Origin of the sequence: Streptomyces sp. CB01635, from assembly GCF_002803065.1 — a bacterium.
Lineage (GTDB): Bacteria > Actinomycetota > Actinomycetes > Streptomycetales > Streptomycetaceae > Streptomyces.
The window spans coordinates 14609-39001 of record NZ_NNBL01000031.1; the positions used below are offsets into that span (position 1 = coordinate 14609).

Annotated in this window: 23 protein-coding genes; 13 read left to right on the forward strand and 10 right to left on the reverse strand. The window is 70.9% G+C overall.

Features of this window, described 5'->3' with window-relative positions:
* Positions 1 to 166: 166 nt before the first annotated feature.
* The 3 genes from CG723_RS39640 to CG723_RS39650 all read right to left on the reverse strand — a co-directional run bounded on the left by CG723_RS39640 (position 167) and on the right by CG723_RS39650 (position 2107).
* Positions 167 to 817 (reverse strand): DUF305 domain-containing protein, encoded by a 651-nt coding sequence (locus tag CG723_RS39640; protein ID WP_100598400.1) that lies wholly within the window; start codon positions 815 to 817, stop codon positions 167 to 169.
* 85 nt (positions 818 to 902) lie between these two features.
* On the reverse strand, positions 903 to 1358 hold the full coding sequence (locus CG723_RS39645) for a DUF6153 family protein (RefSeq protein ID WP_234374761.1): 456 nt from the start codon (positions 1356 to 1358) through the stop codon (positions 903 to 905).
* A 188-nt stretch (positions 1359 to 1546) separates the two neighbouring features.
* Positions 1547 to 2107, reverse strand: coding sequence for an NAD(P)H-dependent oxidoreductase (locus CG723_RS39650; protein ID WP_100598402.1), 561 nt, complete (start codon positions 2105 to 2107; stop codon positions 1547 to 1549).
* 125 nt (positions 2108 to 2232) lie between these two features.
* On the opposite strand from CG723_RS39650, the gene CG723_RS39655 reads away from it, so the two are divergent.
* Entirely contained in the window at positions 2233 to 2886 is a 654-nt protein-coding gene (locus CG723_RS39655; protein WP_100598403.1) for a TetR/AcrR family transcriptional regulator, read from the forward strand.
* Positions 2887 to 2940: 54 nt separating this feature from the next.
* On the opposite strand, the gene CG723_RS39660 is transcribed toward CG723_RS39655, so the two are convergent.
* Together CG723_RS39660 and CG723_RS39665 are read right to left on the reverse strand one after the other, a co-directional pair.
* A complete protein-coding gene (locus CG723_RS39660) occupies positions 2941 to 3156 on the reverse strand; it encodes a hypothetical protein (protein WP_442802631.1) in 216 nt (71 codons plus the stop codon).
* Between the two features lie 229 nt (positions 3157 to 3385).
* Positions 3386 to 4156, reverse strand: coding sequence for a hypothetical protein (locus CG723_RS39665; RefSeq protein WP_100598405.1), 771 nt, complete (start codon positions 4154 to 4156; stop codon positions 3386 to 3388).
* Positions 4157 to 4393: 237 nt separating this feature from the next.
* Between CG723_RS39665 and CG723_RS39670 the strand changes: the two genes are divergently transcribed.
* From CG723_RS39670 to CG723_RS39690, 5 genes are all read left to right on the forward strand, one after another.
* Complete coding sequence (locus CG723_RS39670) at positions 4394 to 4942, forward strand: hypothetical protein (RefSeq protein WP_100598454.1); 549 nt, start codon at positions 4394 to 4396, stop codon at positions 4940 to 4942.
* Complete coding sequence (locus CG723_RS39675) at positions 4939 to 5619, forward strand: hypothetical protein (RefSeq protein WP_100598406.1); 681 nt, start codon at positions 4939 to 4941, stop codon at positions 5617 to 5619. The genes CG723_RS39670 and CG723_RS39675 overlap by 4 nt, the downstream gene beginning before the upstream one ends.
* The gene (locus tag CG723_RS39680; RefSeq protein ID WP_100598407.1) at positions 5619 to 10397 is read left to right on the forward strand and encodes a putative T7SS-secreted protein; all 4779 of its coding nucleotides are present in this window, start codon (positions 5619 to 5621) and stop codon (positions 10395 to 10397) included. Before CG723_RS39675 ends, CG723_RS39680 begins: the two co-directional genes overlap by 1 nt.
* Before the next feature lie 7 nt (positions 10398 to 10404).
* Positions 10405 to 10818 (forward strand): hypothetical protein, encoded by a 414-nt coding sequence (locus CG723_RS39685; RefSeq protein WP_100598408.1) that lies wholly within the window; start codon positions 10405 to 10407, stop codon positions 10816 to 10818.
* A 184-nt stretch (positions 10819 to 11002) separates the two neighbouring features.
* Complete coding sequence (locus CG723_RS39690) at positions 11003 to 12133, forward strand: NADH:flavin oxidoreductase (protein ID WP_100598409.1); 1131 nt, start codon at positions 11003 to 11005, stop codon at positions 12131 to 12133.
* 153 nt (positions 12134 to 12286) lie between these two features.
* Here CG723_RS39690 and CG723_RS48265 read toward each other — a convergent pair whose 3' ends face one another.
* The gene (locus CG723_RS48265; protein ID WP_234374762.1) at positions 12287 to 12607 is read right to left on the reverse strand and encodes a substrate-binding domain-containing protein; all 321 of its coding nucleotides are present in this window, start codon (positions 12605 to 12607) and stop codon (positions 12287 to 12289) included.
* Positions 12608 to 12653: 46 nt separating this feature from the next.
* Entirely contained in the window at positions 12654 to 13172 is a 519-nt protein-coding gene (locus CG723_RS48270; RefSeq protein ID WP_234374763.1) for a LacI family DNA-binding transcriptional regulator, read from the reverse strand.
* A gap of 9 nt (positions 13173 to 13181) precedes the next feature.
* Here CG723_RS48270 and CG723_RS39700 point away from each other — a divergent pair, with 9 nt between their 5' ends.
* Positions 13182 to 13481 carry a hypothetical protein gene (locus CG723_RS39700; RefSeq protein ID WP_100598410.1) on the forward strand — a complete coding sequence of 100 codons (300 nt, stop codon included), beginning with the start codon at positions 13182 to 13184 and terminating at the stop codon, positions 13479 to 13481.
* Between the two features lie 156 nt (positions 13482 to 13637).
* On the opposite strand, the gene CG723_RS39705 is transcribed toward CG723_RS39700, so the two are convergent.
* Positions 13638 to 14414: a GntR family transcriptional regulator gene (locus CG723_RS39705; protein ID WP_100598411.1), complete on the reverse strand. Its 777-nt coding sequence runs from the start codon at positions 14412 to 14414 to the stop codon at positions 13638 to 13640.
* Positions 14415 to 14618: 204 nt separating this feature from the next.
* Between CG723_RS39705 and CG723_RS39710 the strand changes: the two genes are divergently transcribed.
* The 4 genes from CG723_RS39710 to manD all read left to right on the forward strand — a co-directional run bounded on the left by CG723_RS39710 (position 14619) and on the right by manD (position 19974).
* Positions 14619 to 15974 (forward strand): MFS transporter, encoded by a 1356-nt coding sequence (locus CG723_RS39710; RefSeq protein WP_100598412.1) that lies wholly within the window; start codon positions 14619 to 14621, stop codon positions 15972 to 15974.
* Between the two features lie 110 nt (positions 15975 to 16084).
* On the forward strand, positions 16085 to 17173 hold the full coding sequence (locus CG723_RS39715; RefSeq protein ID WP_234374764.1) for an alcohol dehydrogenase catalytic domain-containing protein: 1089 nt from the start codon (positions 16085 to 16087) through the stop codon (positions 17171 to 17173).
* 2 nt (positions 17174 to 17175) lie between these two features.
* Positions 17176 to 18675 carry a mannitol dehydrogenase family protein gene (locus tag CG723_RS39720; RefSeq protein ID WP_100598413.1) on the forward strand — a complete coding sequence of 500 codons (1500 nt, stop codon included), beginning with the start codon at positions 17176 to 17178 and terminating at the stop codon, positions 18673 to 18675.
* Between the two features lie 84 nt (positions 18676 to 18759).
* A complete protein-coding gene (gene manD / locus CG723_RS39725) occupies positions 18760 to 19974 on the forward strand; it encodes a D-mannonate dehydratase ManD (protein WP_100598414.1) in 1215 nt (404 codons plus the stop codon).
* Between the two features lie 101 nt (positions 19975 to 20075).
* Here the strand turns inward: manD and CG723_RS39730 are convergent, their stop codons facing one another.
* The gene (locus tag CG723_RS39730) at positions 20076 to 20276 is read right to left on the reverse strand and encodes a hypothetical protein (RefSeq protein ID WP_100598415.1); all 201 of its coding nucleotides are present in this window, start codon (positions 20274 to 20276) and stop codon (positions 20076 to 20078) included.
* Between the two features lie 171 nt (positions 20277 to 20447).
* On the opposite strand from CG723_RS39730, the gene CG723_RS39735 reads away from it, so the two are divergent.
* Positions 20448 to 21041: a TetR/AcrR family transcriptional regulator gene (locus tag CG723_RS39735; protein ID WP_100598416.1), complete on the forward strand. Its 594-nt coding sequence runs from the start codon at positions 20448 to 20450 to the stop codon at positions 21039 to 21041.
* A 1-nt stretch (position 21042) separates the two neighbouring features.
* On the opposite strand, the gene CG723_RS39740 is transcribed toward CG723_RS39735, so the two are convergent.
* Positions 21043 to 23088 (reverse strand): galactose-binding domain-containing protein, encoded by a 2046-nt coding sequence (locus CG723_RS39740; RefSeq protein ID WP_100598417.1) that lies wholly within the window; start codon positions 23086 to 23088, stop codon positions 21043 to 21045.
* Positions 23089 to 23890: 802 nt separating this feature from the next.
* Between CG723_RS39740 and CG723_RS39745 the strand changes: the two genes are divergently transcribed.
* The gene (locus CG723_RS39745; RefSeq protein WP_234374765.1) at positions 23891 to 24307 is read left to right on the forward strand and encodes a hypothetical protein; all 417 of its coding nucleotides are present in this window, start codon (positions 23891 to 23893) and stop codon (positions 24305 to 24307) included.
* Positions 24308 to 24393: the final 86 nt, after the last annotated feature.

The following is a 24393-nucleotide window of genomic DNA, read 5'->3' on the forward strand; positions in this document are numbered from 1 at the left end:
GGGCCCCGGTGCACGGCCGGCGGGTGCCGGGCGACCGTCGCGGTGAGGGTCTCCCACCATGCCCCCGATCGCGCGTGACGTCACCGGTCCGGCGGGGAGCAGCGTGGGCGCGCAACCCCGCCGGCGTGTGGCCGACGGGGTGTACGGCGCACCCGCGCAGGATTCCTCAGCTCTTGCCGAGCATCTTGTTCATCTGCTCGATCTCGGCGGTCTGCGCGGTCACCACGTCTGCGGCGAGGCGCGTCGCGGGGCCGTACTTGCCGTCGGACTTCTCGGTCCTGCCCATCGCGACGGCGCCCTCGTGGTGCTTGACCATCATCGCGAGGAACTTCTTGTCGAAGTCGTCGCCGGACGCTTTCTTGAGCTCGTCCATGTCACCGGCGCTCATCATGCCGGGCATGGACGAGGACATGTCGTGGCCCATGCCCGACATGTCGGCGGGGACTTCCTCACCCCATGCGGTGAGCCAGCCGGACATCTCCTCGATCTCGGGGGCCTGGGCCCCCTTGATCTTGGCGGCGAGGCTCTTCACGTCCTTCGACGCGGCGCGGCCCTCGGCCAGTCCGGCCATCTCCACGGCCTGCCGGTGGTGCTGGATCATCTCCTTGGCGAAGGAGACGTCGGAGCTGTTGCGGCTGCCTGCATTGCTTTGGCCGTCGGCCTGGGTCGACGCGGCCGGACGGGAAGCGGACTCCTTCGCGCCCATGTCGTGACCCCCGGCCGGCTTGTCGCTGCCGCATGCGGCGAGGACCAGGGCGGCCGCCCCTGCGGTGCCGGCGACAAGGGCGCGGCGGACGAACGTGCGGTGTGCGGTCATGCGGAACTCCTGATGCTGATCTCGGTGAAGGGCTCGCGTGAGCGCGGCGCCACCCCTTGGGGCATGCGGTACCGCGCGGGCCGTTCTAGATCCGCAGGAGTTGGAGTTCGGAGAGTGACGGTGGGGCACGGCCGCCGTCGGGGCCGCTGCCGGCCGAGGAAGTACGGGCCTCGGGGCGGGCGGGGCAGGCGATCACGTCGGGGAGCAGCGCGGGGGCGACTGCCGGGGGGCCGGCGACGGAGGCGGAGGCGCAGACCGAGTCGGCGTGCGCCATGTGCCCTTCGCAGCCACCCTCTCCGTGGTCGCACATGTCGGGAGCAGAAGCCTTGACGCCTTGCCGCTCGGGCCCGGCATGGTCAACCGCGTCAGCGGCGCCACCCGTCGCGGGCGCGGCCGCCGGGTGCATCTCGCCGTGCGCGCCTGCCGGTACGGGTCCCAGGCCGTGCATGCCGAGCAGACCAAGGAGCACGGCGCCGACGAGCAGCCCGAGGAGCCGCAGCGTCAACTGCGGCCGCATGGGCCGTCCTGGGCGGGTGGTCACCGCTGCATCGTAGGCAGAAGGGATTGGCGGACGCGCTCCGGGGCCGCCACGGATCAGCCGTTCGTGGCCCGCCCCGGTTCGCGCGGAACCGCCGACGGGTTCCCCGTAGGCCCTCCCCGTAAATGGGTGCGGCCGGAGGCCGGGGACAGCTTCGTCCCCGGCCTCCGGCCGCACTTGCGCCGGGAGCCTCAGGCCGCGGCGGGGGTGGCCTGCTCGCTCAGGCGGCCGACGACCTCGGTCAGCGCGGTCGCGACCTCGGAGTCGTCGGCGGGGTGGGTCTCGGCGAAGCGCGTGACGGAGCCGGGGATGGACAGCTTCACGTCCTCCAGGACCGCGGCACCGGCGATGCCCGCGGCCTTGCGCACGTCGTCCTGCGCCCACACGCCGCCGTACTGGCCGAACGCGGTGCCGACGACGGCGACGGGCTTGCCGGAGATCGCGCCGGCGCCGTACGGGCGGGACAGCCAGTCGATGGCGTTCTTCAGGACGGCCGGCATGGTGCCGTTGTACTCGGGCGAGAAGAGGAGGAAGGCGTCGGTCTGACCGGCCGCCTCGCGCAGGCGCGCGGCACCGGCGGGGACGCTTCCCTCGACGTCGATGTCCTCGTTGTAGAAGGGCACGTCGGCGAGGCCGTCGAAGAGCTGGATGTCGACGCCGGCGGGCGCGTGCTTGGCGGCGGCCTCGGCGAGCTGACGGTTGTGCGAACCGGCGCGGAGGCTGCCGACGAGGGCGAGGATGCGAACAGACATGGCATAACTCCAGATAAGGGCGTACGGATCTCATGCACGGTCCAACCGGACCGAAGTCCGTTTAAAGTTGTACCACCTATCCGGACCGCGGTCCACTTGTCCGTTCCCGGCGCTACTCTGAAGCCATGACCGGCCCCATCCCCCCTCTCGTCACGACGCCCGGCGCCCAGGGCGGCCCGACCGACCTCGCCCTGACACCGGCGGGCGAGCAGCCTGCGCTGCGCGCGGACGCGGCGCGCAACCGCACACGCCTGCTGGAGGCCGCGTCGCGCCTGCTGTCCGGGTGCGGGGCGGCGAACCTGACCATGGAGGCGGTGGCGACGGCGGCCGGGGTAGGCAAGGGGACGGTCTTCCGGCGCTTCGGCGACCGCACCGGGCTGCTCATCGCCCTCCTGGACCACCGGGAGCAGCAGCTTCAGGCCGCGTTCCTGTCGGGCCCGCCGCCCCTGGGCCCGGACGCGCCCGCCCTGGAGCGCCTGCACGCCTTCGGCCCCGCCCTCGTCCGCCACGAGCGGGACCACCACGAGCTGATCCTCGCCGCGCGCACCGACCCCCTGCGCAACTACGCGGTCCCGGCGAACCGGCTGCGCCACACGCACGTCATGCTGCTGCTGCGCCAGGCGGGCGTGGAGGGCGACACCGATCTCCTCGCGCACACGCTGCTGGCCGCCGCGGACACCGCGCTCGTCCACCATCTGACCGTCGAGCGGGGCATCCCGCTCGACCGCGTGGAGGCGGGATGGCACGACCTGCTCGACCGGCTCGCGCAAAAATCCTGACCGGCGCTTACGTGAACACCCTGACCGGCGCTCAAACGCCGGACGGGTGAGCAGTCACGAAGCCTGCTCCGGCCCGTCCGGGCCCCAGTTTTCGGGCCCCGCACCGTGCCAGTCGATCAGTTCCGGGTCGTCGACGGTCGTGTCCGCCTCGGGAAGGCCCGCGGCGCGCAGGAATTCCAGGACGTCGAGCAGGTTGTAGGCGGTCCCCACGTCCTTGCCGCGAATCGTCACCCGCCGGCCGCCGTCAGGCAGGGGCGGGTGCACGGTCACGGGCGCACCTTCGGACATACCTCCAGAATGGTCCCGCCAACCCGAAAACGCACCCCCAACCGAACTGATATCCGAAAACCAGGCCCCGCCTACGCCACCCTCGCCTGCCTCCGGTAGCCGCCCGGGGCGAGCCCGCACTCCCGCTTGAACGCCTTGGCGAAGGCGGACGGCTGCATGTCCCAGCGTCTCGATGACCGGGGCCCTCGGGCATGCGCGAGCGGCCGACCGCCTACGCGCGTTGCCAGACGACGACCGCGAGCGTCATCTGCAGCGCCCCCGGCGCGGCGGTCACCGTGAAGGAGGCGACGCGCCCGCCCTCCGTCCTGAGACAGCCCGTGGCACCCTCCTGTACGTCCAACTGGCGTTGCCCCACCTGGGTGTTGAGGAGGTCACCGCACTGGCGGGCGCTCGGCGCGCCCTTGCCGGACCAGCGCGCCAGCGCGTTGCCCGCGACCGCGTTCGACCCAGCCAGGCCCAGGTCGCCAAGGGGCGCGCGCGACGGTGGGACGGAGTCGAGGAACCACCCCGTGGTCATGTCCGTGCCGTCGCCCCGCGTCTCGCCGTTCAGCTGCACCGAGCCGCGCCAGTGCACGCCGATCACCGGCGGGGGCAGGGGCGTGGAGTCGGCAGGGGGCGCGGGCGGCGGGGTCGACTCCGGTGCACGGGACCGCGACGGGGCGGGGGAAGGAGACCGGGACGGCGATGGCGAGGCGGGTTGGCTCGTGGTCGGGTCGGCCGGCGGAGGATCATCCTGCTGCGGCGGTGACGAGACCCCGGGCCCGGCCGCCGCACCGCCCGGCGTCGAGCCCGACGAACTGTGCACGAACGCGACGAGGCCCAGCACGAGAGCGACAACTCCGATGAGCGCGACGGGAATTCGCGTCTTGCGCGACGTCAGCGCGGGCAGCTCCCAGCCGCCCAGTTTCACGGTCTCACCGATCGCGGCGGCTACCAGACAGACAAGGCCGACGACCCACAGCATGACCACGTTCGCCAGCACAACCGACCCCCGTTCGCCCGTTGACCGAGCCATCGAAGGTAGCGCGCGCACCATCCGCGGGGCCAGCCCCCTCCGGCCGGCCCCGCGCCCCGCACTGTGACAGGGGTGTGACAGCAGCACCGTTGCGGTCGCCGACATGCACTCGTGATGATGGGGCTTATGTCTGAGTACGGGGGCGAGTCGGACGAGCGGCCCGGGAACTCGATTCCGAGGTCACGCCTCGCTGACTACGTGGATATGACAGAGGCACCGGCGACACCTGCGCAGGGACCGCCGGCTTCGGAGACGGTCGCAGAGCCGGTTCCGGCCGCTCAAGAGCCCGGTCCCGACCCCGAGTCGGATGCGCAGAAGACTCGGCCCGTCGCTCAGGAACCCGTACCCGAGGATCCTGAAGTCACCGCGCGGCGGCGCGAGTTCCTCCGGCTGCTCGGCGAGTTCCGGCGTACGGCGGTACTGGTTCCGCTGGGCGACTTCCCCGGGTCCGAGGACCAACGCGGCCTGCTGACCGCGGATTTCAACGGCATCCGTTTCATCCTCGCGTTCTCCGACGAGCAGGCACTGGCCCGTTACGCCCAGGCACGCGGCGAGTTCAGCCGGGAGTGGACCTACCGGACGATCCTCGGAGCCAGGTTGCTCGACGTGGCGGTGCCGGCGGCGGGAGTGCCGTGCGGGGTGGCGCTCGACTGCGCGGACGGGCCGGACGGCATGGTGTTTCCGCCGGTGCGGGGCATCGTGCCGGACGAGGCGGCGGTCGACCGTGACGAGGGCGAGAGGGGCAGCGCATGACCGGCGACGGAGGCGGCGGCGGGGGCGGCGGCAAGGACCTGAAGACCGGCGGCCTGGCTCTGATCGCCAAGGGTCTGACCGAGGCCCTGGCCGAGCTGAAGGAGCTCGGCATGGTCGGTGAGGCCGGGGCCGGGCGCGGCTTCGGGGACATCGCCCTGTCCGGCCTGGACCTGGGGCACGAAGGGCTGACCGGGGAGTTCAAGTCGTTCTGCGAGCGCTGGGAGTGGGGCGTGCGCTCGCTGGTGAACGAGGGCAACGGGTTCGCCGTGAAGACCGGCCTGTCCGCCGGTACGTACTACGAGACCGAGCAGTACGTCGAGGGATCGTTCAAGGTCGTCACGAACGCCGCGATCGGGAACCCGTACGCCTCCGAGGAAGAGGTCACCCAGAAGGGCTGGGGCGACATCGCCACGTCGGGCGCGTACGGCGGCGTGGACTACAGCAAGGAATCCTTCGACCAGGCCATGGCCAACAGCGGCCAGGGCTGGAAGGACGCGGGCCGCGACGTCATGACGTCGCACACGCTGGGCCCCGCGGGCCTCAACCCCGAGAACCTGCACAACGCCCTCGGCGTTTCGGACGACGAGTACGACCAGATGCTCGACGACACCTTCGGCCCCTCCCCCGAGGAACGGGCCAAGGCCGCAGGACAGCAGCAGGGCGGGGGTGAGGGCTGATGGGGCTCGGCGACATCGTCGACGGCGTCAAGGGCGGTATCAACAAAGGTCTTTCGGTCGGTGAGGACCTCATCGACGAGGGCAAGAAGAAGGTCGGCGAGGGCGTCGACTACGCGACGAACAAGGTCGGCGACGGCCTCGACCACGTGGGCCTGCACGGGGCGGCCGACGCCGTGGAGGACTGGGGTGACGATGTCGCCTCGGATCTCGGTGCCACGCCCGGCGAGCAGCAGCTCGGCCAGACAGAGGAAGCCAACGAACTCGTCCACGGCAACCCGGACAAGATCCGTGAGGCCGCGAAGCATCTCAAGGACTTCCACACCGCGTTCGACCACGTCTCGCAGGGGATGAAGAAGGTCGACTCGTCCGGCTGGGCGGGCGAGGGCGGCGACGCCTTCCGCAAGAAGTTCGGCGTGCACCCCACGAAGTGGGCTCAGGCGTCCGACGCCTGCGACAAGGCGGCGGGTGCGCTGGACGCGTACGCCGATACGGTCAAGTGGGCGCAGGGCAAGGCCAAGGACGCCGTAGAGCTGTACAAGAAGGGGCAGCAGGCGTCGAAGGACGCGGTCGACGCGTACAACAAGAAGGTCGACGCCTACAACGCCAAGATCAAGGCGAACGAGGACCCCGGCGCCAAGCCCGAGCCGTTCCAGGACCCCGGCAAGGCCGACATCAAGAAGGCCCACGAGACGCTCACCGAGGCGCGCAAGCAGCGCAACACCGCCGCCTCCGACGCCCAGGGCAAGGTGAAGGCGGCCCTCGCGCACGCTCCCGCCGAACCCCCGCCGCTCGACCGGCTCGGCAACACCGTCGTCGACGGCTACAAGGCCTACAACACCGAACTGACCCACGTGGTCGGCGGCGCCCTCAAAGGCACCGCCGGACTGCTCAACTTCGCCCGCGGCCTCAACCCCACCGACCCCTACAACCTCACGCACCCGGCCGCGTACATGCAGAACGTCTCCATGACGCTCTCCGGCCTCGTCTCCACCGCCGCGCACCCCGAACGCATCGTCACCGCCGCCGTCGACGGCTTCAAGAAGGACCCCTCCGAGTTCGTCGGGCGCCTCATCCCCGAGCTCATCGGCACCAAAGGCGCGGGCCTCGCGCGCAGCGGGCTGCGGCTCGGGCTCAGGACGGGGGCGAAGGACGTCGCCGAGAACGCGGCGCGCAGGACGGTGCGGGACAGTGAGCGCGCTGCGGGTCACGCGGACGGCCCCAACCAGCACGGCCGTACCGAGAATTCGGTGGAGAACAAGGGTTCCGACCCCATCGACATGGCCACGGGCCGGATGTATCTGCCGCAGACCGATGTCGTGCTGCCCGGAACCCTGCCGCTGGTCTTCACGCGGCGCGTCGAGTCGGGCTACCGGCTGGGCAAGTGGTTCGGCCCGTCGTGGTCGTCCACCGTCGACCAGCGCCTGGAGATCGACGGCGAGGGCGTCGTCTTCGTGACCGAGGACGGCCTGCTGCTCAGCTATCCGCACCCCGCCCCCGGCGTCCCGGTCCTGCCGACGCACGGCCCCGCCTGGCCCTTGGACCGTGTCGACGGCGGCTACACGGTCACCGACCGGCGCACCGGCCGCGTCCGCCACTTCGCGGACCGGGCCGAGGGCCTGGCGGTGCTGGAACAGATCGACGACCGCAACGGCAACTGGCTCACCTTCGAGTACGACGCGCAAGGCACACCGCTCGGCATCGTCGCCTCCGGTGGCTACCACCTGGAACTCACCACCGCCGACGGCCGTGTCACCGCCCTGCGTCTCGCCGGACCGTCCGGCGCCGCACATGCCGTCAAGGCTTACGGATACGACGCGGCGGGCCATCTCGGCGAGGTCCTCAACTCCTCAGGATCCGCACTGCGGTTCACCTACGACGAGCGCGGCCGCGTCACGTCGTGGACGGACAGCAACGACCGCTCCTACACGTACGCGTACGACGAGCAGGACCGGTGTGTCTCCGAACGCGGGTCGGAGGGGCACATGAACCTGCGCCTGTCCTACGGCGAGGCGGACCCCGCGACGGGTCACCGGGTCACCACGACCACGACGGGCGAGGGCCATACGCGCCGCTTCCTCGTCAACAGCGCCAGCCAGATCGTCGCCGAGACCGATCCGCTCGGCCACACCACCCGCTTCACCCGTGACCACCGCAACCGGCTGCTCACCGCCGTCGACCCGCTCGGCCACACGGTCGACCGCCGCTACGACGACGACGGCAATCCGGTCCTCGTCCGGCGCCCCGACGGACGCGAGACGCACGCCGAGTACGACGCGTCCGGGCGCCTGACCCGGCTCAAGGGTCCCGACGGCGCCACGCACCGCTACGCCTACGACGAGCGCGGCAACCGGATCTCGGCCACGGGCCCTTCGGGGCGGACCACGCACTACGCGTACGACGAGGCGGGTCACCTCACCGCGGTCACGGACCCGCTCGGGCACGTCACCCGGGTGCGCTGCGACCGCGCCGGGCTCGCCGTCGAGATCACCGACGCGCTCGGCGGCGTGACCCGCTACGGACGCGACGCCTTCGGCCGGCCCACCGCCCTCACCGATCCGACCGGCGCGACGACCCGTCTGGAATGGAGCGTCGAGGGACGGCTCACCCGCCGCGTCCGGCCGGACGGCACCGCCGAGTCATGGACGTACGACGGCGAGGGCAACTGCGTCACCCACACCGACCCGCTCGGCGGCGTCACGCGCCACGAGTACACCCACTTCGACCTGCTGACCGCCCGCACCTCTCCGGACGGCGTCCGTCACGAGTTCGAGCACGACGACGAACTACGGCTCACCAAGGTCACCAACCCGCAGGGCCTGACCTGGAGTTACGTCTACGACCCGGCCGGGCGCCTGACATCGGAGACCGACTTCGACGGCCGCACACTCAGCTACGCCCATGACGCCGCGAGCCGGCTCGTCGCCCGCACGAACGCGCTCGGGCAGACGACTTCCCTGGAGCGCGACGCGCTCGGCCAGATCATCCGCAAGGACGCCGACGGCCATGTCACGACCTTCAGTTACGACGTGACCGACGAGCCGGCCCAGGCAACGGGCCCCGACGGCTGCCGTGTGAGCATCCTGCGCGACCGTCACGGCCGCGTCCGCTCCGAGACCGTCGACGGCCGCGAACTCACCTACGTGTACGACGAGCTGGGACGCCGCACCGGTCGCACCACTCCCACCGGCGGTGCCACGACCTGGTCCTTCGACGCCGTGGGCCGCCGCACCGACCTGGTCGTGTCCGGTCGCGCCGTCGACCTGCGCTACGACGCGGCGGGCCGCGAGACGGCCCGGCACATCGGCGCGACGATCACCCTGGAGCAGGCCTTCGACCCGCTGGGGCGGCTGTCCGCCCAGTCGGTGACGGACGCGGACGGCCACACCGTCCAGCACCGCGCCTACAGCTACCGCGCCGACGGCCACCTCACCGCCGTCGACGACCGGCTCGGCGGCGCCCGCCGCTTCGACCTGGACGCGGTGGGCCGGGTCACCGCGGTGCACGCGGCCGGCTGGACCGAGACGTACGCGTACGACACCGCGGGCAACCAGACCTCGGCCTCCTGGCCCGCCGAACATCCGGGCCAGGAGGCGACCGGCCCCCGCACCTACCAGGGCACCCGTATCACCCGCGCCGGGAGCGTCCGCTACGAGCACGACGCGCTGGGCCGCATCACGCTGCGGCAGAAGACCCGTCTCTCCCGCAAACCCGACACGTGGCGCTACGAGTGGGACGCCGAGGACCGTCTCGTCTCGGTCGTCACACCGGACGGCACCAGGTGGCGCTACACGTACGACCCGCTCGGCCGGCGCACGGCCAAGCTGCGCATCGGCGCGGACGGCGCGACCGTCGTCGAGCGCACCGTCTTCACGTGGGACGGCAGCACACTCTGCGAACAGACCACCAGCGCACCCCAGTTCCCGCACCCGGTCACCCTGACCTGGGACCACATGGGCCGGCGCCCGCTCGCCCAGACCGAGCGCATCCACGCGGCCGACGCACCGCAGACGGAGATCGACTCCCGCTTCTTCGCCATCGTCACCGACCTCGTCGGCACCCCGAGCGAACTCGTCGACGAGCAGGGCCGGGTCGCCTGGCACGCGCGCAGCACCCTCTGGGGCACCACGACCTGGACGGCGAACAGCGCGACGTACACGCCCCTGCGCTTCCCCGGCCAGTACTTCGACCCGGAGACGGGGCTTCACTACAACTACTTCCGCCACTACGACCCGCAGACCGGCCGCTATCTCACCCCGGACCCGCTCGGCCTGACACCGGCGCCGAACCCGGCCGCGTACGTCGACAACCCGCACACCTGGAGCGACCCGCTCGGCCTCGCGCCCGAGTACGACGGTGACGGGCCGAAGAAGGAGCCGCAGGGCGGCGACCATCCCGACGATCCGCGGGGCTACTCCAAGCCCTCCATCGGCCGCTACGACTATTCCTGGTCGAACTACGACCGGGCCGTCAGCGCCGCCAGGGAGCACGCGGGCGGCGATCTCGGCGCCGACTCCATCAAAATGTACGACCGCAACCCGAACACGCACGAGGGCACGGGCACCTTGATCGGCGAGCAGACTCCGGACAAGATGCGTGGCTGGCGGATCGACGGGCCGGACGGCCACGTCAACTACTGGGACTGGTCGGGAGGGAAGAAGGGAGCCGGCGGCCTGTACGGACACGACTGGTATCCGGACGACCCGACCACTCCCGGATCCCGCTACATCGGCTGGGCACCCTGGCAGGACAATGCCGGGAACTTTCTGGAAGGTAACTGAGTAAGACATGCCACCCCGTCTCACTGCCACGCTGGAATCCATCGGGGCCGCGCCCGACCTCGGCGCCTACGAAGAGCTGCTGGCTCTCCTGGGAGGGACACTCGCGCCGCTGGCAGGTGTGCTGCGGCAGACGTCCGGTGTCGTCGACGTCTCGGAGATGACGCTGCCGGAGACGTGCGCGCTGCTGCGGGCCGAGCTCGGCGACGTCGAGGGCCAGGTCCTGGCCGCGTGGCCCGGGGACGGAGTGGCGGTACGGCTCGCGCCCGAGCGGCTCCTGGAGCGCTTCGACGACCTCTGGTACCCGGCCATGGACGACCTGGTCCTCGTCGGAACCACCGGCGAGGGCCGGAAACTCGTCGTCCTGGACCACGAGGAGCGCCTCGCCTCGACACCTCTCAGCGCCGTCGTCGACCGGCCTTAGGGCCTTTCGTTCGGATCGGGCGAGCTCAGCCTGATCCCAAACGAAAGGCCCTAGGTCCTGGGTCCGTGGCCCGGATCACACGAGGACGAGGCTGACCTGCGGAATGTCATGGAGGCCGGAACGGTTGGCACACGCAGATTCCATGCTTGTGCACATACCGACTGGTACCCAAGAGGAGCACTCTGTGACTGACGCCGCGTCACCCGATTCCCGCGCTGCCGAGATCCTTTCCCGCCCGATCGCACTGAACGGCCTGAAAGTCCCGAACCGCATCGCGATGGCGCCCATGACGCGTATGTTCTCGCCGAACGGCATCCCGGGTGAGGACGTTCGGTCCTACTACTCCCGCCGCGCCGCCGCAGGCGTGGGCCTGATCGTCACCGAGGGGACCTACGTCGGCCACGACTCGGCCGGCGAGAGCGACCGGGTGCCGCGCTTCCACGGCGAGGAGCAGCTGGCCGGGTGGGCGAAGGTCGCCGAGGACGTGCACGCGGCGGGCGGCACGATCGTGCCGCAGCTGTGGCACATCGGCATGGTGCGCCAGCAGGGCAAGCCGCCCTTCGCCGAGGCCCCGGCCGTCGGCCCCTCGGGCCTTCGCATCGACGGCACCGAAGGCACGGGCAAGGCGATGACCCAGGGCGACCTGGACGACGTCATCGGCGCGTTCGCGCAGGCCGCCAAGGACGCCGAGCGCATCGGCTTCGACGGCGTGGAGGTGCACGGCGCCCACGGCTACCTGCTCGACCAGTTCCTCTGGGCCGGGACCAACCGCCGTACCGACGGCTACGGTGGCGACGCCGTGGCCCGCACGAAGTTCGCCGCCGAGATCGTCGCCGCGATCCGCGAGAACGTCTCCCCCGGATTCCCGGTGATCTTCCGCTACTCGCAGTGGAAGCAGGAGGCCTACGAGGCGCGGCTCGCCGAGACCCCTGAGGAGCTCGAGGCAATCCTCAACCCGCTCACCGCGGCCGGCGTCGACGCCTTCCACGCCTCCACCCGCCGCTACTGGAACCCGGAGTTCGACGGCTCGGACCTGAACCTGGCGGGCTGGACCAAGAAGGTCACCGGCAAGCCCACCATCACGGTCGGCTCCGTCGGCCTCGACGGCGACTTCATCCGCGCCTTCATGGGCGAGGGCTCCGCGGTCAAGGGCATCGACGACCTCCTCGACCGCCTGGAGCGCGACGAGTTCGACATGGTCGCCATCGGCCGCGCCCTGCTCCAGGACCCGGAGTGGGCGGCGAAGGTCCTGGCGGGCCGTTTCGACGAACTGACGCCGTACGACGCGGAGGCGGCGCTCAAGACACTGAGCTAAGGCCTGGGACGTTGAGCTGACGCCTGTCGTCAGATCCGCCGGGTCCGCCCCAAGGGCGGACCCGGCGGTTTTATGTGGTGCCCCGATCGGCCACGCGATCGGCCTTGCCCATCGCGACCGTCAACGGGAGTCGGTGGTGTTCCGCTGCTCGGCTCAGCGGGACCGCGTCGACGGGGCCGCGCTCGTCTCGCGTACCCGTAGTTCCATCGGAATCAGTCGGGGTTCCGTGTCGCCGGAGGCTGTCATCAGCGCTTCCAGGGTTTCGGCGGCCTGGCGGCCCAGGCCGTCGCGGGCCATTGAGACGGTGGTGAGCCGGCGTGAACCGGGCAGGTCGTCGAGGGGGGAGATGTCGTCGCAGCCGATGACCGCCATGTCGTCGGGAATGCGCAGGCCGGACTCCTCCAGTGCGCTCGCCGCGCCCCGGGCCACGAGGTCGTTGTACGCGACGACCGCGGTGACATCCAGGGCGCGCACGGCGCCCGCCGCGTCGTACCCGTGCCGGCCGTGTGGCCGCAGGGGATCATGGGATCACCGTGCCGTGCGTGCGAACGGGCACCGCGGAAACGGACTTGAGGACGTCGGGGAAGTACGGGTTGGCCAGGTCCGGGACGAGAACGCCGATGGCACCGGCCTCGCCGCAGGCCAGACCCTGCGCCGCGGCATTGGGCCGGTAGCCGAGTTCGGCCACCGCGTCGTGGACCCGGCGGACGAGTTCGGGGTCGACGCGGGCCGTGCCGTTGAGCACCCGGGAGACGGTGGACGTGGACACTCCGGCCGCCGTGCCGACGTCCGTGATCGTCACGCGCCGCAGACGGGCGCCCTTCCGCCCGGCGGACGGGCCTCGCGCCGGGTTCGCCGCCCTCGTCCAACTCCTGGCCATCACCTTCGCAGGCCTCGCGGTCCACGGCGCCTGCACCGCTCCGACGGCCGGCTGGATCACCCGCCGCACCGGCTGGCCCCTGTCCGCGGCCTTCCTCGCGGCCTGGCTGTGGATCTCGGTGTACGGCGGATGGCTCCTGAACGTCAGCGGCACGGCCACACAGGGCAGTTGGAGTTTCCCGGTCCACGCCGGTGTCATGATCGCCGCAATCGCGCTCTACGTCCTGGGGGGCTGCGCCTGGCCGCCACCCCGGAGGGCCGCCGCCGGCTCGACGGCGGCATCCGACTGGTCGCCACCCCGCTCGCCGTTCTCGTCCTGTCGTACTACGGCGAGTTCGGCCCGCTCGACCACCCGCCGCTGCCGGGCCCGTACGACCTGCTCACCCTGGTCGCACTTTCCCTGGCCTGCTACACCTGGGCCCTCCACAGCGGCTGCCGCACCCAGCAACTCGACCGCACGATCGCCTAGGACTACCCCGAGACGCCCACGGCGGCGGCATCCGAGGAACGCCGGCCCGAAGGCGTGTGACGCGAGCCGGTGTGCCGGTGGAGCTCAGCCCGACGCAGTACGCGCTCCTCGAACACTTCATGCGGCATCCCGGCCAAGTCCGCCCCTGGGTAGACGTCAGGGGCGCAGCCCGGGGTGGACTCGCGGGCGGGGCGGGGCGCCCGGCTGCTCATGCGGATCCGCGAACAGCTCCGGATGGCTCGCCCGGATCGTTCCGATGTCGTCGAAGACGCCCTGAAGGTGTCCGCGCAGCGCGTCCTCGGCGCGCGCCCCGTCCCGCCGTTCCAGCGCGTCGACCACCGTGGTGTGCTCGTCGACCAGCGTCTCGATCCGGTGCGGCAGCGGCAGACTCAGCCGGCGGGCCCGGTCGAGGTGCGCCTTGGCGGTCGCCACCGTGCGCCACAGCGTGCGGTGGCCGCTCGCCTCCATCAGGCGGCGGTGGAAGGCCTCGTCCTGCTCGAAGAACGCGTCCGCGTCGTCCGCCTTCAGCGCGGCCCGCTGTGCGTCGAGGATGGCGCGCAGTGCCGTGATGTCCTGCGCGCCGGACTTCTTCACCGCCTCGCGCAGCGCCGCCAGTTCGAGCGCCTCCCGCATGAACTGGGCTTCCAGGACGGCGTCGACGCTGATCCGCGAGACGAACGTACCGAGCTTGGGGAAGACGTCGACCAGCGACTCCTCGCCCAGCAGGATCAGCGCCTCGCGTACCGGGGTGCGGCTGACGTCCAGCTCCCCGGCCAGCTCGTTCTCCGACAGGGGCGCGCCCGGCAGGAGCGCGAGGGACGTGATCCGCGCCCGCAGCAGGGCGTGTACCCGGGCCCGGACCGACTCGCGCGGACGCGGTGCCTCCGCCTCGGTCCGTCGTGTCTGTCTCGTTTCCCGCCGCTGAGCTGCCATGACGCTCACTTTCTCACCTCAGCTGCGAGGATACTTACATACAAGGCTTGTATGTAAGCGCCGGCGAGGGTAGAAAATGACGCGGAGGTCAACGGACCCCCTGGCCGCACCCGTGTCCCCGTCCCCGCTGTGGACACTTCTGTGCCCGGTCTCGTGAACCGCCTACCGTCACATCCGCACGTCCCCCTCGACCGGAGGTCAACGATGACCACCCGCTCCGTCACCGAGAGTGAGGCGCCGGCTGCCCCGCCCGGCACCTCACTCCCCGCCCGCCCGCGCGGCCGGGGGAACAACGTCCGCTGGGGCATAGCCGTCCTGTGCTTCGGCGGCCTCGCGGTCAACTACCTGGACCGCTCCACACTCAGCGTCGCGCTGCCGTCCATGTCGGACGACCTGCACATCGGTCCCGAGACGCAGGGCTTCATCCTCAGTGCCTTCTTCGTCACGTACGCGCTGTGCCAACTGCCCGCCGGGGCGCTCCTGGACAAGTACGGCGTGAAGCGGGTCTTCGCGATCGGCGCCATCTGGTGGTCGGTGGCCACCGTCGGGATGGGCCTGGTCCGCGGCGTCGGCTCGCTCGTCGGCGCCCGGATGCTGCTCGGCGCCGGTGAGGCCGCCGGATATCCCGCACCCGCGAAGGCCGTCTCCCGTTGGTTCCCCCGTCACGAACGAACGCTCGCCAACAGCGTCTGGGACAACGGCGCGCGCGTCGGCACCGCCATCGCCCTGCCACTGGTGACGATGCTGGTCTCCGTGTTCCACTGGCGGGTCGCGTTCATCGCCTGCGGCCTGCTCGGCTTCCTGTGGATCATCGGCTGGTGGCGGCTCTACCACGAGCCCGCCGACCACCCGAAGCTGACCGCCGAGGAGCGGGCCTACATCGAGGCGGGCGGCGCTCACACCGACGAGACGCCCGCGCACGAGGCGGACGCTCCCAAGGTGCGCTGGCGGGACCTGTTCCGCTACCGGACGGTCTGGGGGATGATGCTCGGCTTCTTCTGCCTCAACTACGTCATCTACTTCTTCATCACGTGGTTCCCCAGCTACCTCGTCGACGAGCGCGGCTTCGACCTCCTCAAGCTCGGCTTCTTCGGCACGGTCCCGGGTCTGGTCGCCATCTTCGGATCGCTGCTCGGCGGCTTCACCGCCGACCGGCTGCTCCGCAAGGGCTGGTCCACCACCAGGGTCCGCAAGACCTGCCTGGTCTCCGGCACGCTGTGCTCGTCCGTGATCGCGCTCACCGTCGTCGTGCCGACCGCGTCCGGCGCCCTCGCGCTGCTCTCCCTCAGCTACGCCTCGCTGACCTTCTCCACCGCGTCCGTCGCGTCGCTGCCCGCCGACGTGGCGCCGACCGCCGGGCATGTCGCCTCGCTCGCCGGCATCCAGAACTTCGCCTCGAACGTGGCGGGGATCCTCGGCCCGATCGTCACCGGATTCCTGCTGGCGTCCTCCGGGGGCTCGTACCTGGTGCCGCTCCTGGTGTCCGGCGCCCTGTCCGTCGTCGGCGCCCTCACCTACGCGTTCGTCATCAAGCGCGTCGAACCGCTGCCGGTGCGCTAGGGCCTCTCGTCTGGATCACGCCGGACTCGCGGGGTGCGGCCTGATCCAAACGAAAGACCCTGGCCCGCCCCCCGGTCCGCTCCATCCCCGTACGAAAGAAGGGACGCCCCGTGGCCAAGTCGGTCGAGTCGGCCCAGTCGGTCGAGCCCGTCGAGTCCATGCATCGCGCCGCCGTGCTGCACGGCCCCAAGGACGTGCGCGTCGAGGACCGCCCGGTGCCCGAGCCCGGTCCCGGCCAGGTCCTGGTCGCCGTCCGTGCCGTCGGACTGTGCGGGTCCGACCTGCACTACTACGCCCACGGCGAGAACGGCCCGAACGTCCTGCGGCAGCCGACCGTCCTCGGCCACGAGCCGGCCGGCGCGGTCGTCGGCCACGGCACCGGCGCCGACGACCTGCCCCACGGCACGGCCGTGGCGATCGAGCCGGCGCACCCGTGCGGCAGCTGCGCGCTGTGCCGGGCCGGGCGCTACAACCTCTGCCCGGAGGGCACCTGTTTCGGTTCGCCGCCGACCGACGGCGCGCTCGCCGAGTACGTGTGCGTGCCGCGGGACTTCGTGCATCCGCTGCCCGCGTCGACGGACGTCCGGATCGGCGCGCTGATAGAGCCGCTCGCCGTCGCCGTGCACGCGGTGCGCCGCGCCGCGCTGGCCCCCGGTCACCGTGTGCTGGTCACGGGGGCGGGGCCGATCGGTGTGCTGGTCGCGCAGGTCGCGGCGGCCGTCGGCGCCGGGTCCGTGACGGTGTCCGATGTGGCAGCCGAGCGGCGGGAGTTCGCGGCGCGGCTAGGCCTGCACACGGTGGACGCCGCCGGCCTCGCGCCCGATCCTGAGCGGTCCCACGCGCTCGCCTCGCCGTACGGCTACGACGCCGTGTTCGACTGCTCCGGTGTGGGGCCCGCCCTGGTGTCGGGGATCCGCGCGCTGCGCCCCGGCGGCACCGCTGTGGTCGTCGGCAATCCGAGCAGGCCGCTGACCGAGTTGCCGCTCGCGTGGATGCAGCGTCAGGAACTGTCCCTTGTGACGTCGTTCCGGTACGGGGCAGGGGACTTCGCGGCGGCCGTCGCGCTCGCGGGGCGTGTCCGTCTGGCTGAACTCGTCACCTCCGCCTTCCCGTTGGAGCGGGCGGCCGAGGCGCTCGAGGTCGCCCTGACCGACCCGTCGCAGATGAAGGTCCTGGTCGAGCCGGCGCGGGAGGTCTGACGGTGACCTTGCGCACCCGGCCCCGCCTGTCCCGTACCGCGCTCCCCGTGGCCGGCCTGAAGCTGCCCCCGCCCCTCTCCGAACCCGGCATCGTGCATCTGGGCCTGGGCAACTTCCACCGCGCGCACCAGGCCGTCTACACGGCCGACGCCCTGCGCCACAGCCCCGGCCCCTGGGGCATCACGGGTGTCTCGACAAGCGCGGGGCGAGGTCCGCGCCCGGTGCTGACCGGGATGGCGGAGCAGGGCCAGCTCTATACCGTCCTCACCCTGCGCCGCGACGCGGGCGTCGCCGCGACCGTGCCCGGGGTGCACCATCCGGGCCTCGTCGCCGACGGACAAGGCGCGGAGGTCGTCGCCGCGATCGGCAGCCCCACCACCCGCATCGTCTCCCTCACGGTGACCGAGAAGGGGTACACCTTCGGCGCCGACGGCCGCCTCGACCTCGACGACCCGCTGGTCCGCGCCGACCTCGCGGGCGGCACGCCCCGCACCACGCTCGGCCTGATCGTGCGCGGGCTCCAGCACCGGGCCCGCTCCGACGGGGCGCCGGTCACCGTGCTCAGCTGCGACAACCTCATGGACAACGGGCACCGACTGCGCGCCCTCATCGACGAGTTCGTCGCCGCGCTGCCCGCCGCGGAACGCCCCGAGCTGCAGACCTACGTCGCGAGCTCGCTGACCACGCCGAACACCATGGTCGACCGGATCGCGCCCGCCACCACCGACGAGCACCGTGACCTGGTCGCCCGCGCCTTCGGCGTCCGCGACTCGGTGCCGGTGCCCGCCGAGCCGTACCGGCTGTGGGTCATGGAGGACGACTTCCGTGCCGGACGCCCTGCGTGGGAGCACGCGGGCGCGCTGTTCACGGACGATGTCGCCCCGTACGAACTGATGAAACTGCGGCTCCTCAACGGCGCCCACTCGCTCCTCGCCTACCTCGGCCTGCTGCGCGGACACCGCTGCATCGACCAGGCGGTGACGGACGAACTCCTGGGCGGTGCCGTGGAGTTCGCGATGCGCGAGGAGATCCTGCCGACGGTCCCGGAGCCCGAGGGAATGCCGGGCAAGGCCTACGTCACCGAACTCCTCGACCGGTTCGCCAATCCGGCGCTCGGCCACCGCACCGCGCAGGTCGGCTCCGACGGTTCCCTGAAGATCCCGGTCCGCTGGGCGGGGGTGCTCGCCGAGTCGCTGGCGGCGGGGCGGGTCCCCCGTGTCCTCGCTCTCGGCCTCGCCGCGTACGTGCGCGTCATTACGGCCGACGACGCATACGACGAGCGTGCGCTCGGCACGGTCCACGACGGCGCCCGGTCTCGCCTGGCCGAGCTCGCGGCCCGTGCGAGCGGCCCGGCCGACGCGGCCCGCCTGCTGCTCCGCGAAGGCGACCTGCTGCCGCCGGAGGTCGCCCAGCACCCCGAACTCGGCGATGCGGTCGGCGAGTTCGCGCACACGCTTGCCGTGCACGGCATCGAGGCCGCGCTGCGTTCCGCGCGCACCTGATCCAGGTGCCGGCCACCGGACCCCGTGCGCCGGCCGGCACCTCCCCCCTGCCCCGCGCTCCCCCATCGAGAAGAACGGCACCCTATGGCCACCATCACCTCGGCCGAGGTCTTCGTCACCTGCCCCGGCCGCAACTACGTCACCCTGAAGATCACCACCTCGGACGGTGTCACCGGCATCGGCGACGCCACCCTCAACGGCCGCGAGCTGTCCGTCGCCTCCTACCTGCGCGACCACGTCTGCCCCACCCTGATCGGCAAGGACCCGGCCCGCATCGAGCAGGTGTGGCAGTACCTGTACAAGGGCGCCTACTGGCGGCGCGGCCCGGTCACCATGACGGCCATCGCCGCCGTCGACGTCGCGCTGTGGGACATCAAGGGCAAGGTCGCGGGCCTGCCCGTGTACCAGCTGCTCGGCGGCGCGGCCCGCGACGGCGTCACCGTCTACGGCCACGCCAGCGGCAACACGGTCCCCGAACTCCTCGACGACGTACAGCGGTTCCTCGCCAAGGGCTTCCGCGCGGTGCGCGCGCAGGCGGCGGTGCCCGGTCTGGAGCGGGTGTACGGCATGCGCAAGGGCGACGGCGACACCTACGAGCCGGCCGACGGGGCGCTGCCCACCGAGGAAGTCTGGGACACCGGCGCCTACCTGGACTTCGTGCCGACCTACATGTCCGCCGTCCGCGAGCGGTTCGGCTACGACTTCCACCTGCTGCACGACGTGCACCACCGGCTCAGCCCGATCGAGGCGGGCCGCCTGGGCAAGTCCCTCGAGCCCTACCGCCTGTTCTGGATCGAGGACCCCACCCCGGCCGAGGACCAGGAGGCCTTCCGCCTCATCCGGCAGCACACCACGACACCGCTCGCGGTCGGCGAGATCTTCAACTCGATCTGGGACTGCCAGCACCTGATCACCAACCGCCTCATCGACTACATCCGCACCTCTGTCTCGCACGCCGGTGGCATCACGCACCTGCGCAAGATCTTCTCGCTCGCCGAGCTGTACGGGGTCCGCTCCGGCTCGCACGGCGCGGGCGACCTCTCCCCGGCGTCGCTCGCGGCCGCGCTCCACGTCGACCTGTCGATCCCGAACTTCGGCATGCAGGAGTACATGGCCCATCTCCCGGGCTACGAGGCGGTGTTCCAGACGTCCTGGACGTTCGAGGACGGCCTGATGCACCCCGGCGACCGCCCCGGCATCGGCGTCGAGTTCGACGAACAGGCGGCCGCGAAGTTCCCGTACGAGCGCAAGTACCTGCCGGTCAACCGACTGCGGGACGGGTCCGTGCACGACTGGTGAGGTGACTGCCACGGCGGCTGCCCGCCGTGGCTCCGGTCCAACCACCAGGAGTGCGGGGCGGCCGGCCATGTTCTTTCCGGCCGGCGCGCCGCCCTGGCGGTCTACGCGCCGAGATAGACGCTTGGCGGGAGCCACGTCGGACGGGGCAGGCCGAAGTGCTCCTCGAGCATCAGCTCGGCCTGGGTGAGCGCGCCGTAGACCCATCGCTGCCCGGTCGAATAGGCATCTCCGCAGACGTACAGGTTGGCGTCGTGGAGCGGGCGGCGCATGCGCGGCATGATCTCCCAACTCTTCGCCCCCACCTGCCAGAAGTGGTAGGCCGCTCCGTACGGGTCCTGTACCCGGTCCCGGCAGGAGGACGCCCTGACGGGCCATCACCATCAGTGGGGCGAGGAGAACGCGGGCCGTCACAGCGGCCCGCTGCGCCGCACCCCCCGCGGCGTATGCTTGCGCAGGTCAGGGGAGGAGGCGCCATGGGGCGGATGCCGTCGGCGCAGCGGCGCAGGCAACTGGTCGAGGCTGCTATCCGGGTCATGGCCCGCGACGGCGTCGCGAAGACCACCACGCGGTCCGTGGTAGCGGAGGCGGGCGTCTCACTGAGTGTTTTCCACTACTGCTTCGACTCCAAGCAGGAGTTGCTCGAAGCGGTGATGGACACCATCTCCGAGCACTCCGAGTCGGACGTCCTCACCACGCTCACCCGAAGGCCCAGCCTGCGCGAGACGATCCGCGCCGGGCTCCAGGCGTACTGGGACCACGTCCTGGCCAACCCCGGCGAGCACATGCTGACGTACGAACTCACCCAGTACGCCCTGCGGGAGCCCGGCTATGAGCATCTCGCCCGGCGACAGTACGAGCGCTATCTCGCGGCCCACACCAAGGTGATCCGTCAACTCCCCTCGGTCCTGGGCGTGGAGCTGTCCGTGCCCGAGCCCGCGGCCGCCAGGTATCTGGCCGCGCTGACCGACGGGCTCACCCTCAACTTCCTCGTGCTGGGCGACGAGGAGAAGGCGGGCGACGTGCTGGACGTCGTCGCGGACCAGATCCTGACGTTGGTGCGGGAGTAGCTCAGCGGCTGTACACCGCCGCCTCGTTGATCGAGTAGCCGTACTTGGTGGCGCGTGTCACGCCGTGAATACGGACGTACCGCGCCTGCACCGGGCTGAACACCGCGTTGTCGAGGCCCCCGTCCCCGCTGTCCGTGGACCACACGGTCCGCCACGTGGTCCCGTCGTCCGAGACCTCGACCCGGTAGGCCCGCGCAGAGGCCCGTTCCCAGTCGAGGGAGACCTTGCCGACCGTACGGGAGCTGCCCAGATCGAGCCGCAGCCACTGGTCGTCCGACCAGCCGCTCGCCCACCTCGTGCCGGTGTCGCCGTCGACGGCCTTCCCGGCGGCGTAGCTGGTGAACGGGTTCCACTCCGTGTCGCTGGCGCTCGCCGGAGCGCCGGCGGCGAGGTCGGGCGCGGGCTTGTGGAGCTCGGTCGCCTTCCAGGTACGCAGGTAGGACTCCGCACCGCCGAGCAGATCCTGCACCGTGTCCTTGCCGCCACTGAGCCGCATCTGCTCGATCCAGTCAGGCACCATGCCGACATGGGCCGCACCGTCGGTGTTGAAGTCCCAGGTGCGTTCGCCGGTTTGCTGCCGGTCGACGACGGAACCGCCGTCGGCGCTGCGGAAGGGATACTTGACCGCGTTGGGGGCGTCGGGTCCGACCGGTCCCGGCCAGCCGCCGACGCCGTTCATGTCGGTGCCGTAGCCGAGTCCGACACCGTACTTCTGGCGCAGCGCCCTGGTCCCGGCGGACTCCTTGGCGAAGCTGTCGGCGCTGGACATGTACGAGGCCTTGAAGCCGCCGAGACGGTAGACGCGCTCCAGCCAGCCGTCGTCCATCCAGCTGTGGCTGGAGAGCACGCCGGGGTAGTCCGCCGACTCCAGCAGGTCCAGGGTGCGGCCGGCCGCCTTGACGCTCATGTGGTCGACCTCGACCATCATGTTCCGCTTCATCAACCCCTTGACCGCGTACTCACCGAGGCGGGTCAGACCGCGGCTGTTGCACTGGGCGTCGCTGTCGTACGTGGGCACCTTGGTGCCTGCGGGGAGCAGCTTGGTCACCTCGGCCGGGGCGGCCGCATTGCCGGCGGGGTTGTCGTGCTGCGGACCGCTGCACTTCTCGGTATTCCAGAAGGTGCCGGTGGAGAGGAACTGGCCGATGTCCACGGCTGTTCCGATGGTGCCCGAGTCCATCCGCACCCCGCACAGGGCGTTGTCGAACTTGTGGCACAGGAACATGCTGCGCACACCCAGCTTGTACAGCTCGTCCAGACCGCTGTCGATGTCGGCCTGGCTGCACTGCGGGACGTCGAGGATCTGCTTGCAGCCGAAGGGCTCCGAGGTCTCGACGCCGAGCACCACGGCGAGCTTGCCCTCCGCGACGACCTGGCGGGCCTGGGCGGAGTCGGTGACGATACGGAAGAAGCCCTTGCCCTTTCCGCCGTAGATCTTGTCGACGTAGTCCTGCATCTCGTAGGACTTGCGGGCCTCGAGGCGGATGGCGTCCATCTCGTTGCAGCCGCGGTCCCTGACGTAGATCGAGCACAACAGGCCGTTGGTGACCAGGTCGTTGACCAGTACCCGCTGGCCGCCGCGCCAGGCACGCTCCAGCCACGCGTAGTAATTCTGCTGGTGGCTCAGGGAGTTGTGGGCCGGCCAGTCCTTGAACGTCGGCCAGCCCACCGGGTCGTGGTGGCCGTCCGCACCGCCGGTGACGTTCTCGAAGAGGGCGAGCGAGCCGTCGGGATAGTGCTCGGGGCAATCCTTGAGGGCGTCGGCGATGCCCTCTTCGGAGAACGGCTTGCCGCAGATGATGCGACCGCCGAAGCCCTCGTTGGACATCAGGTGATTGTGCGCGTCGATGAAGCCGCGGACCCTCCCCTGGCTGTCCGTGCCGTGGAAGGGTTCGCCGGTGACGTTGATCTGCGAATCGGCGGCGGGCCGCGCCGTGGGCTCCCACCAGGGAGTGTCAGCGCCGACGGCCGGAGGAGAGCCCACGCCGAGAGCCAGCAGGAGGGTGACGACAACGGCAAACAGGCCGCGTCTGCGGAGGAGGGTCATCCGGGCTACCTTCGCTGTCCGGGATGGGCACGCGCTAACTTACTCGCGCGTAGGTCCCGTCGAGAATGGCGCGGCCCTGACAACGAGTCAAGAGACCGGGACAGATGACCTATTTGATGCATCGTCAGCTCCGGTGGCCGAAAAAGGCCCTCTCGGACGGCCTGCCGCCGGGGCCGCGGCGCCGCCCCTGGATGCGCCACGAACCGGAGTTCGGTCCGCCGCGATGGCGTCGGACTTCACGTCCTGCCGTATCGCGTTACTTCGCCTCGACGCCCTGAACGTCGATGGTCGGCGTCGCCCTGCGACCTGGGCATCTTCGTCGCCCAGGCCGCACAGGCTACGGACGGGACCGGGACGTACCGAGGGAGCTGGACCGCGAACCGGCCGAGCAGCTGGAGCCGGGTAGCGGACCAGGCCAGGGCCCGGCTCGCACATCATCCACACGAGCCTATGAGCCACCACCTGCGCGGAGCACTGCGCCGTCACGAACCTCCCCGCAGTGCTTCATCAGGAATCTGCGAGAAGGGTGAATCTGGCTCCCCACTGGGGATTATCCCTGTTCGCATCCGCGAAACTCCGTCAAGACGACCCGCACCGTAGCCGACACCGCCCCCGACTCCCCAAGGGCTCCTGCACCGCGGCGGGCATGTCCGGACACGGAGCGTCTGATTCAGTCCAAGCCCTAGGCGCAGTAGGTGAGTTGGCGCTCGCTCCGTCACCCGTCCCTTCGCAGTTCCCTTTTGCCGCCCCAGCCACTCCTCTCGTAGAGTGATGAGCAATGATCACACTCGGGGGAGGGATCGTGACCCAAAGCAACGAGTCGGCGAGCGCCGTGGCGTCGACGCAGATGCGCATGAACCATCTGGCCCCGCTCGACGGTGGCGGAAGCTCGCCTTCCACCAACAAGGACCTCGCGTCGAGCCCCGCACAGAAGAAGAAGGCGGCCGAGGCGATCGAGAAGCACTTGGAGCCCGACACCCGCAGGGACGGCGCCCAGGCACGCGAGAGCACGGTCGCAGCCGCCAGGGAGTTTGAGGGCTGGCTCACCGGGCCCGCTTTGAAGACTGCGCGCAAGACGTGGAACGAGCAGCTCACGACACTGATGAACCGTCTCGGCTCGGAGAAGGCCGCACTGCGCGCCACGAACACGATCTTCCAGAACACCGACACGGGCGTGGAACTGGGTATCCGGAAGTCCTCAGCGCTCGACGCGTTCTGATCGAACCGGCTCTTCCTCATCCGAACTACGAGCCCTGCGCCAGGAGTTCATCAGTGGCAACGTACTACGAGATCACGGCCACCGAC

Bases quoted from the DNA above. Each gene is read 5' to 3' on its own strand.
- CG723_RS39640 (WP_100598400.1), bottom strand. From the start codon at position 817: ATGACCGCACACCGCACGTTCGTCCGCCGCGCCCTTGTCGCCGGCACC.
- CG723_RS39650 (WP_100598402.1), bottom strand. From the start codon at position 2,107: ATGTCTGTTCGCATCCTCGCCCTCGTCGGCAGCCTCCGCGCCGGTTCG.
- CG723_RS39655 (WP_100598403.1), top strand. From the start codon at position 2,233: ATGACCGGCCCCATCCCCCCTCTCGTCACGACGCCCGGCGCCCAGGGC.
- CG723_RS39670 (WP_100598454.1), top strand. From the start codon at position 4,394: ATGACAGAGGCACCGGCGACACCTGCGCAGGGACCGCCGGCTTCGGAG.
- CG723_RS39675 (WP_100598406.1), top strand. From the start codon at position 4,939: ATGACCGGCGACGGAGGCGGCGGCGGGGGCGGCGGCAAGGACCTGAAG.
- CG723_RS39680 (WP_100598407.1), top strand. From the start codon at position 5,619: ATGGGGCTCGGCGACATCGTCGACGGCGTCAAGGGCGGTATCAACAAA.
- CG723_RS39685 (WP_100598408.1), top strand. From the start codon at position 10,405: ATGCCACCCCGTCTCACTGCCACGCTGGAATCCATCGGGGCCGCGCCC.
- CG723_RS39705 (WP_100598411.1), bottom strand. From the start codon at position 14,414: ATGGCAGCTCAGCGGCGGGAAACGAGACAGACACGACGGACCGAGGCG.
- CG723_RS39710 (WP_100598412.1), top strand. From the start codon at position 14,619: ATGACCACCCGCTCCGTCACCGAGAGTGAGGCGCCGGCTGCCCCGCCC.
- manD (WP_100598414.1), top strand. From the start codon at position 18,760: ATGGCCACCATCACCTCGGCCGAGGTCTTCGTCACCTGCCCCGGCCGC.
- CG723_RS39735 (WP_100598416.1), top strand. From the start codon at position 20,448: ATGGGGCGGATGCCGTCGGCGCAGCGGCGCAGGCAACTGGTCGAGGCT.
- CG723_RS39740 (WP_100598417.1), bottom strand. From the start codon at position 23,088: ATGACCCTCCTCCGCAGACGCGGCCTGTTTGCCGTTGTCGTCACCCTC.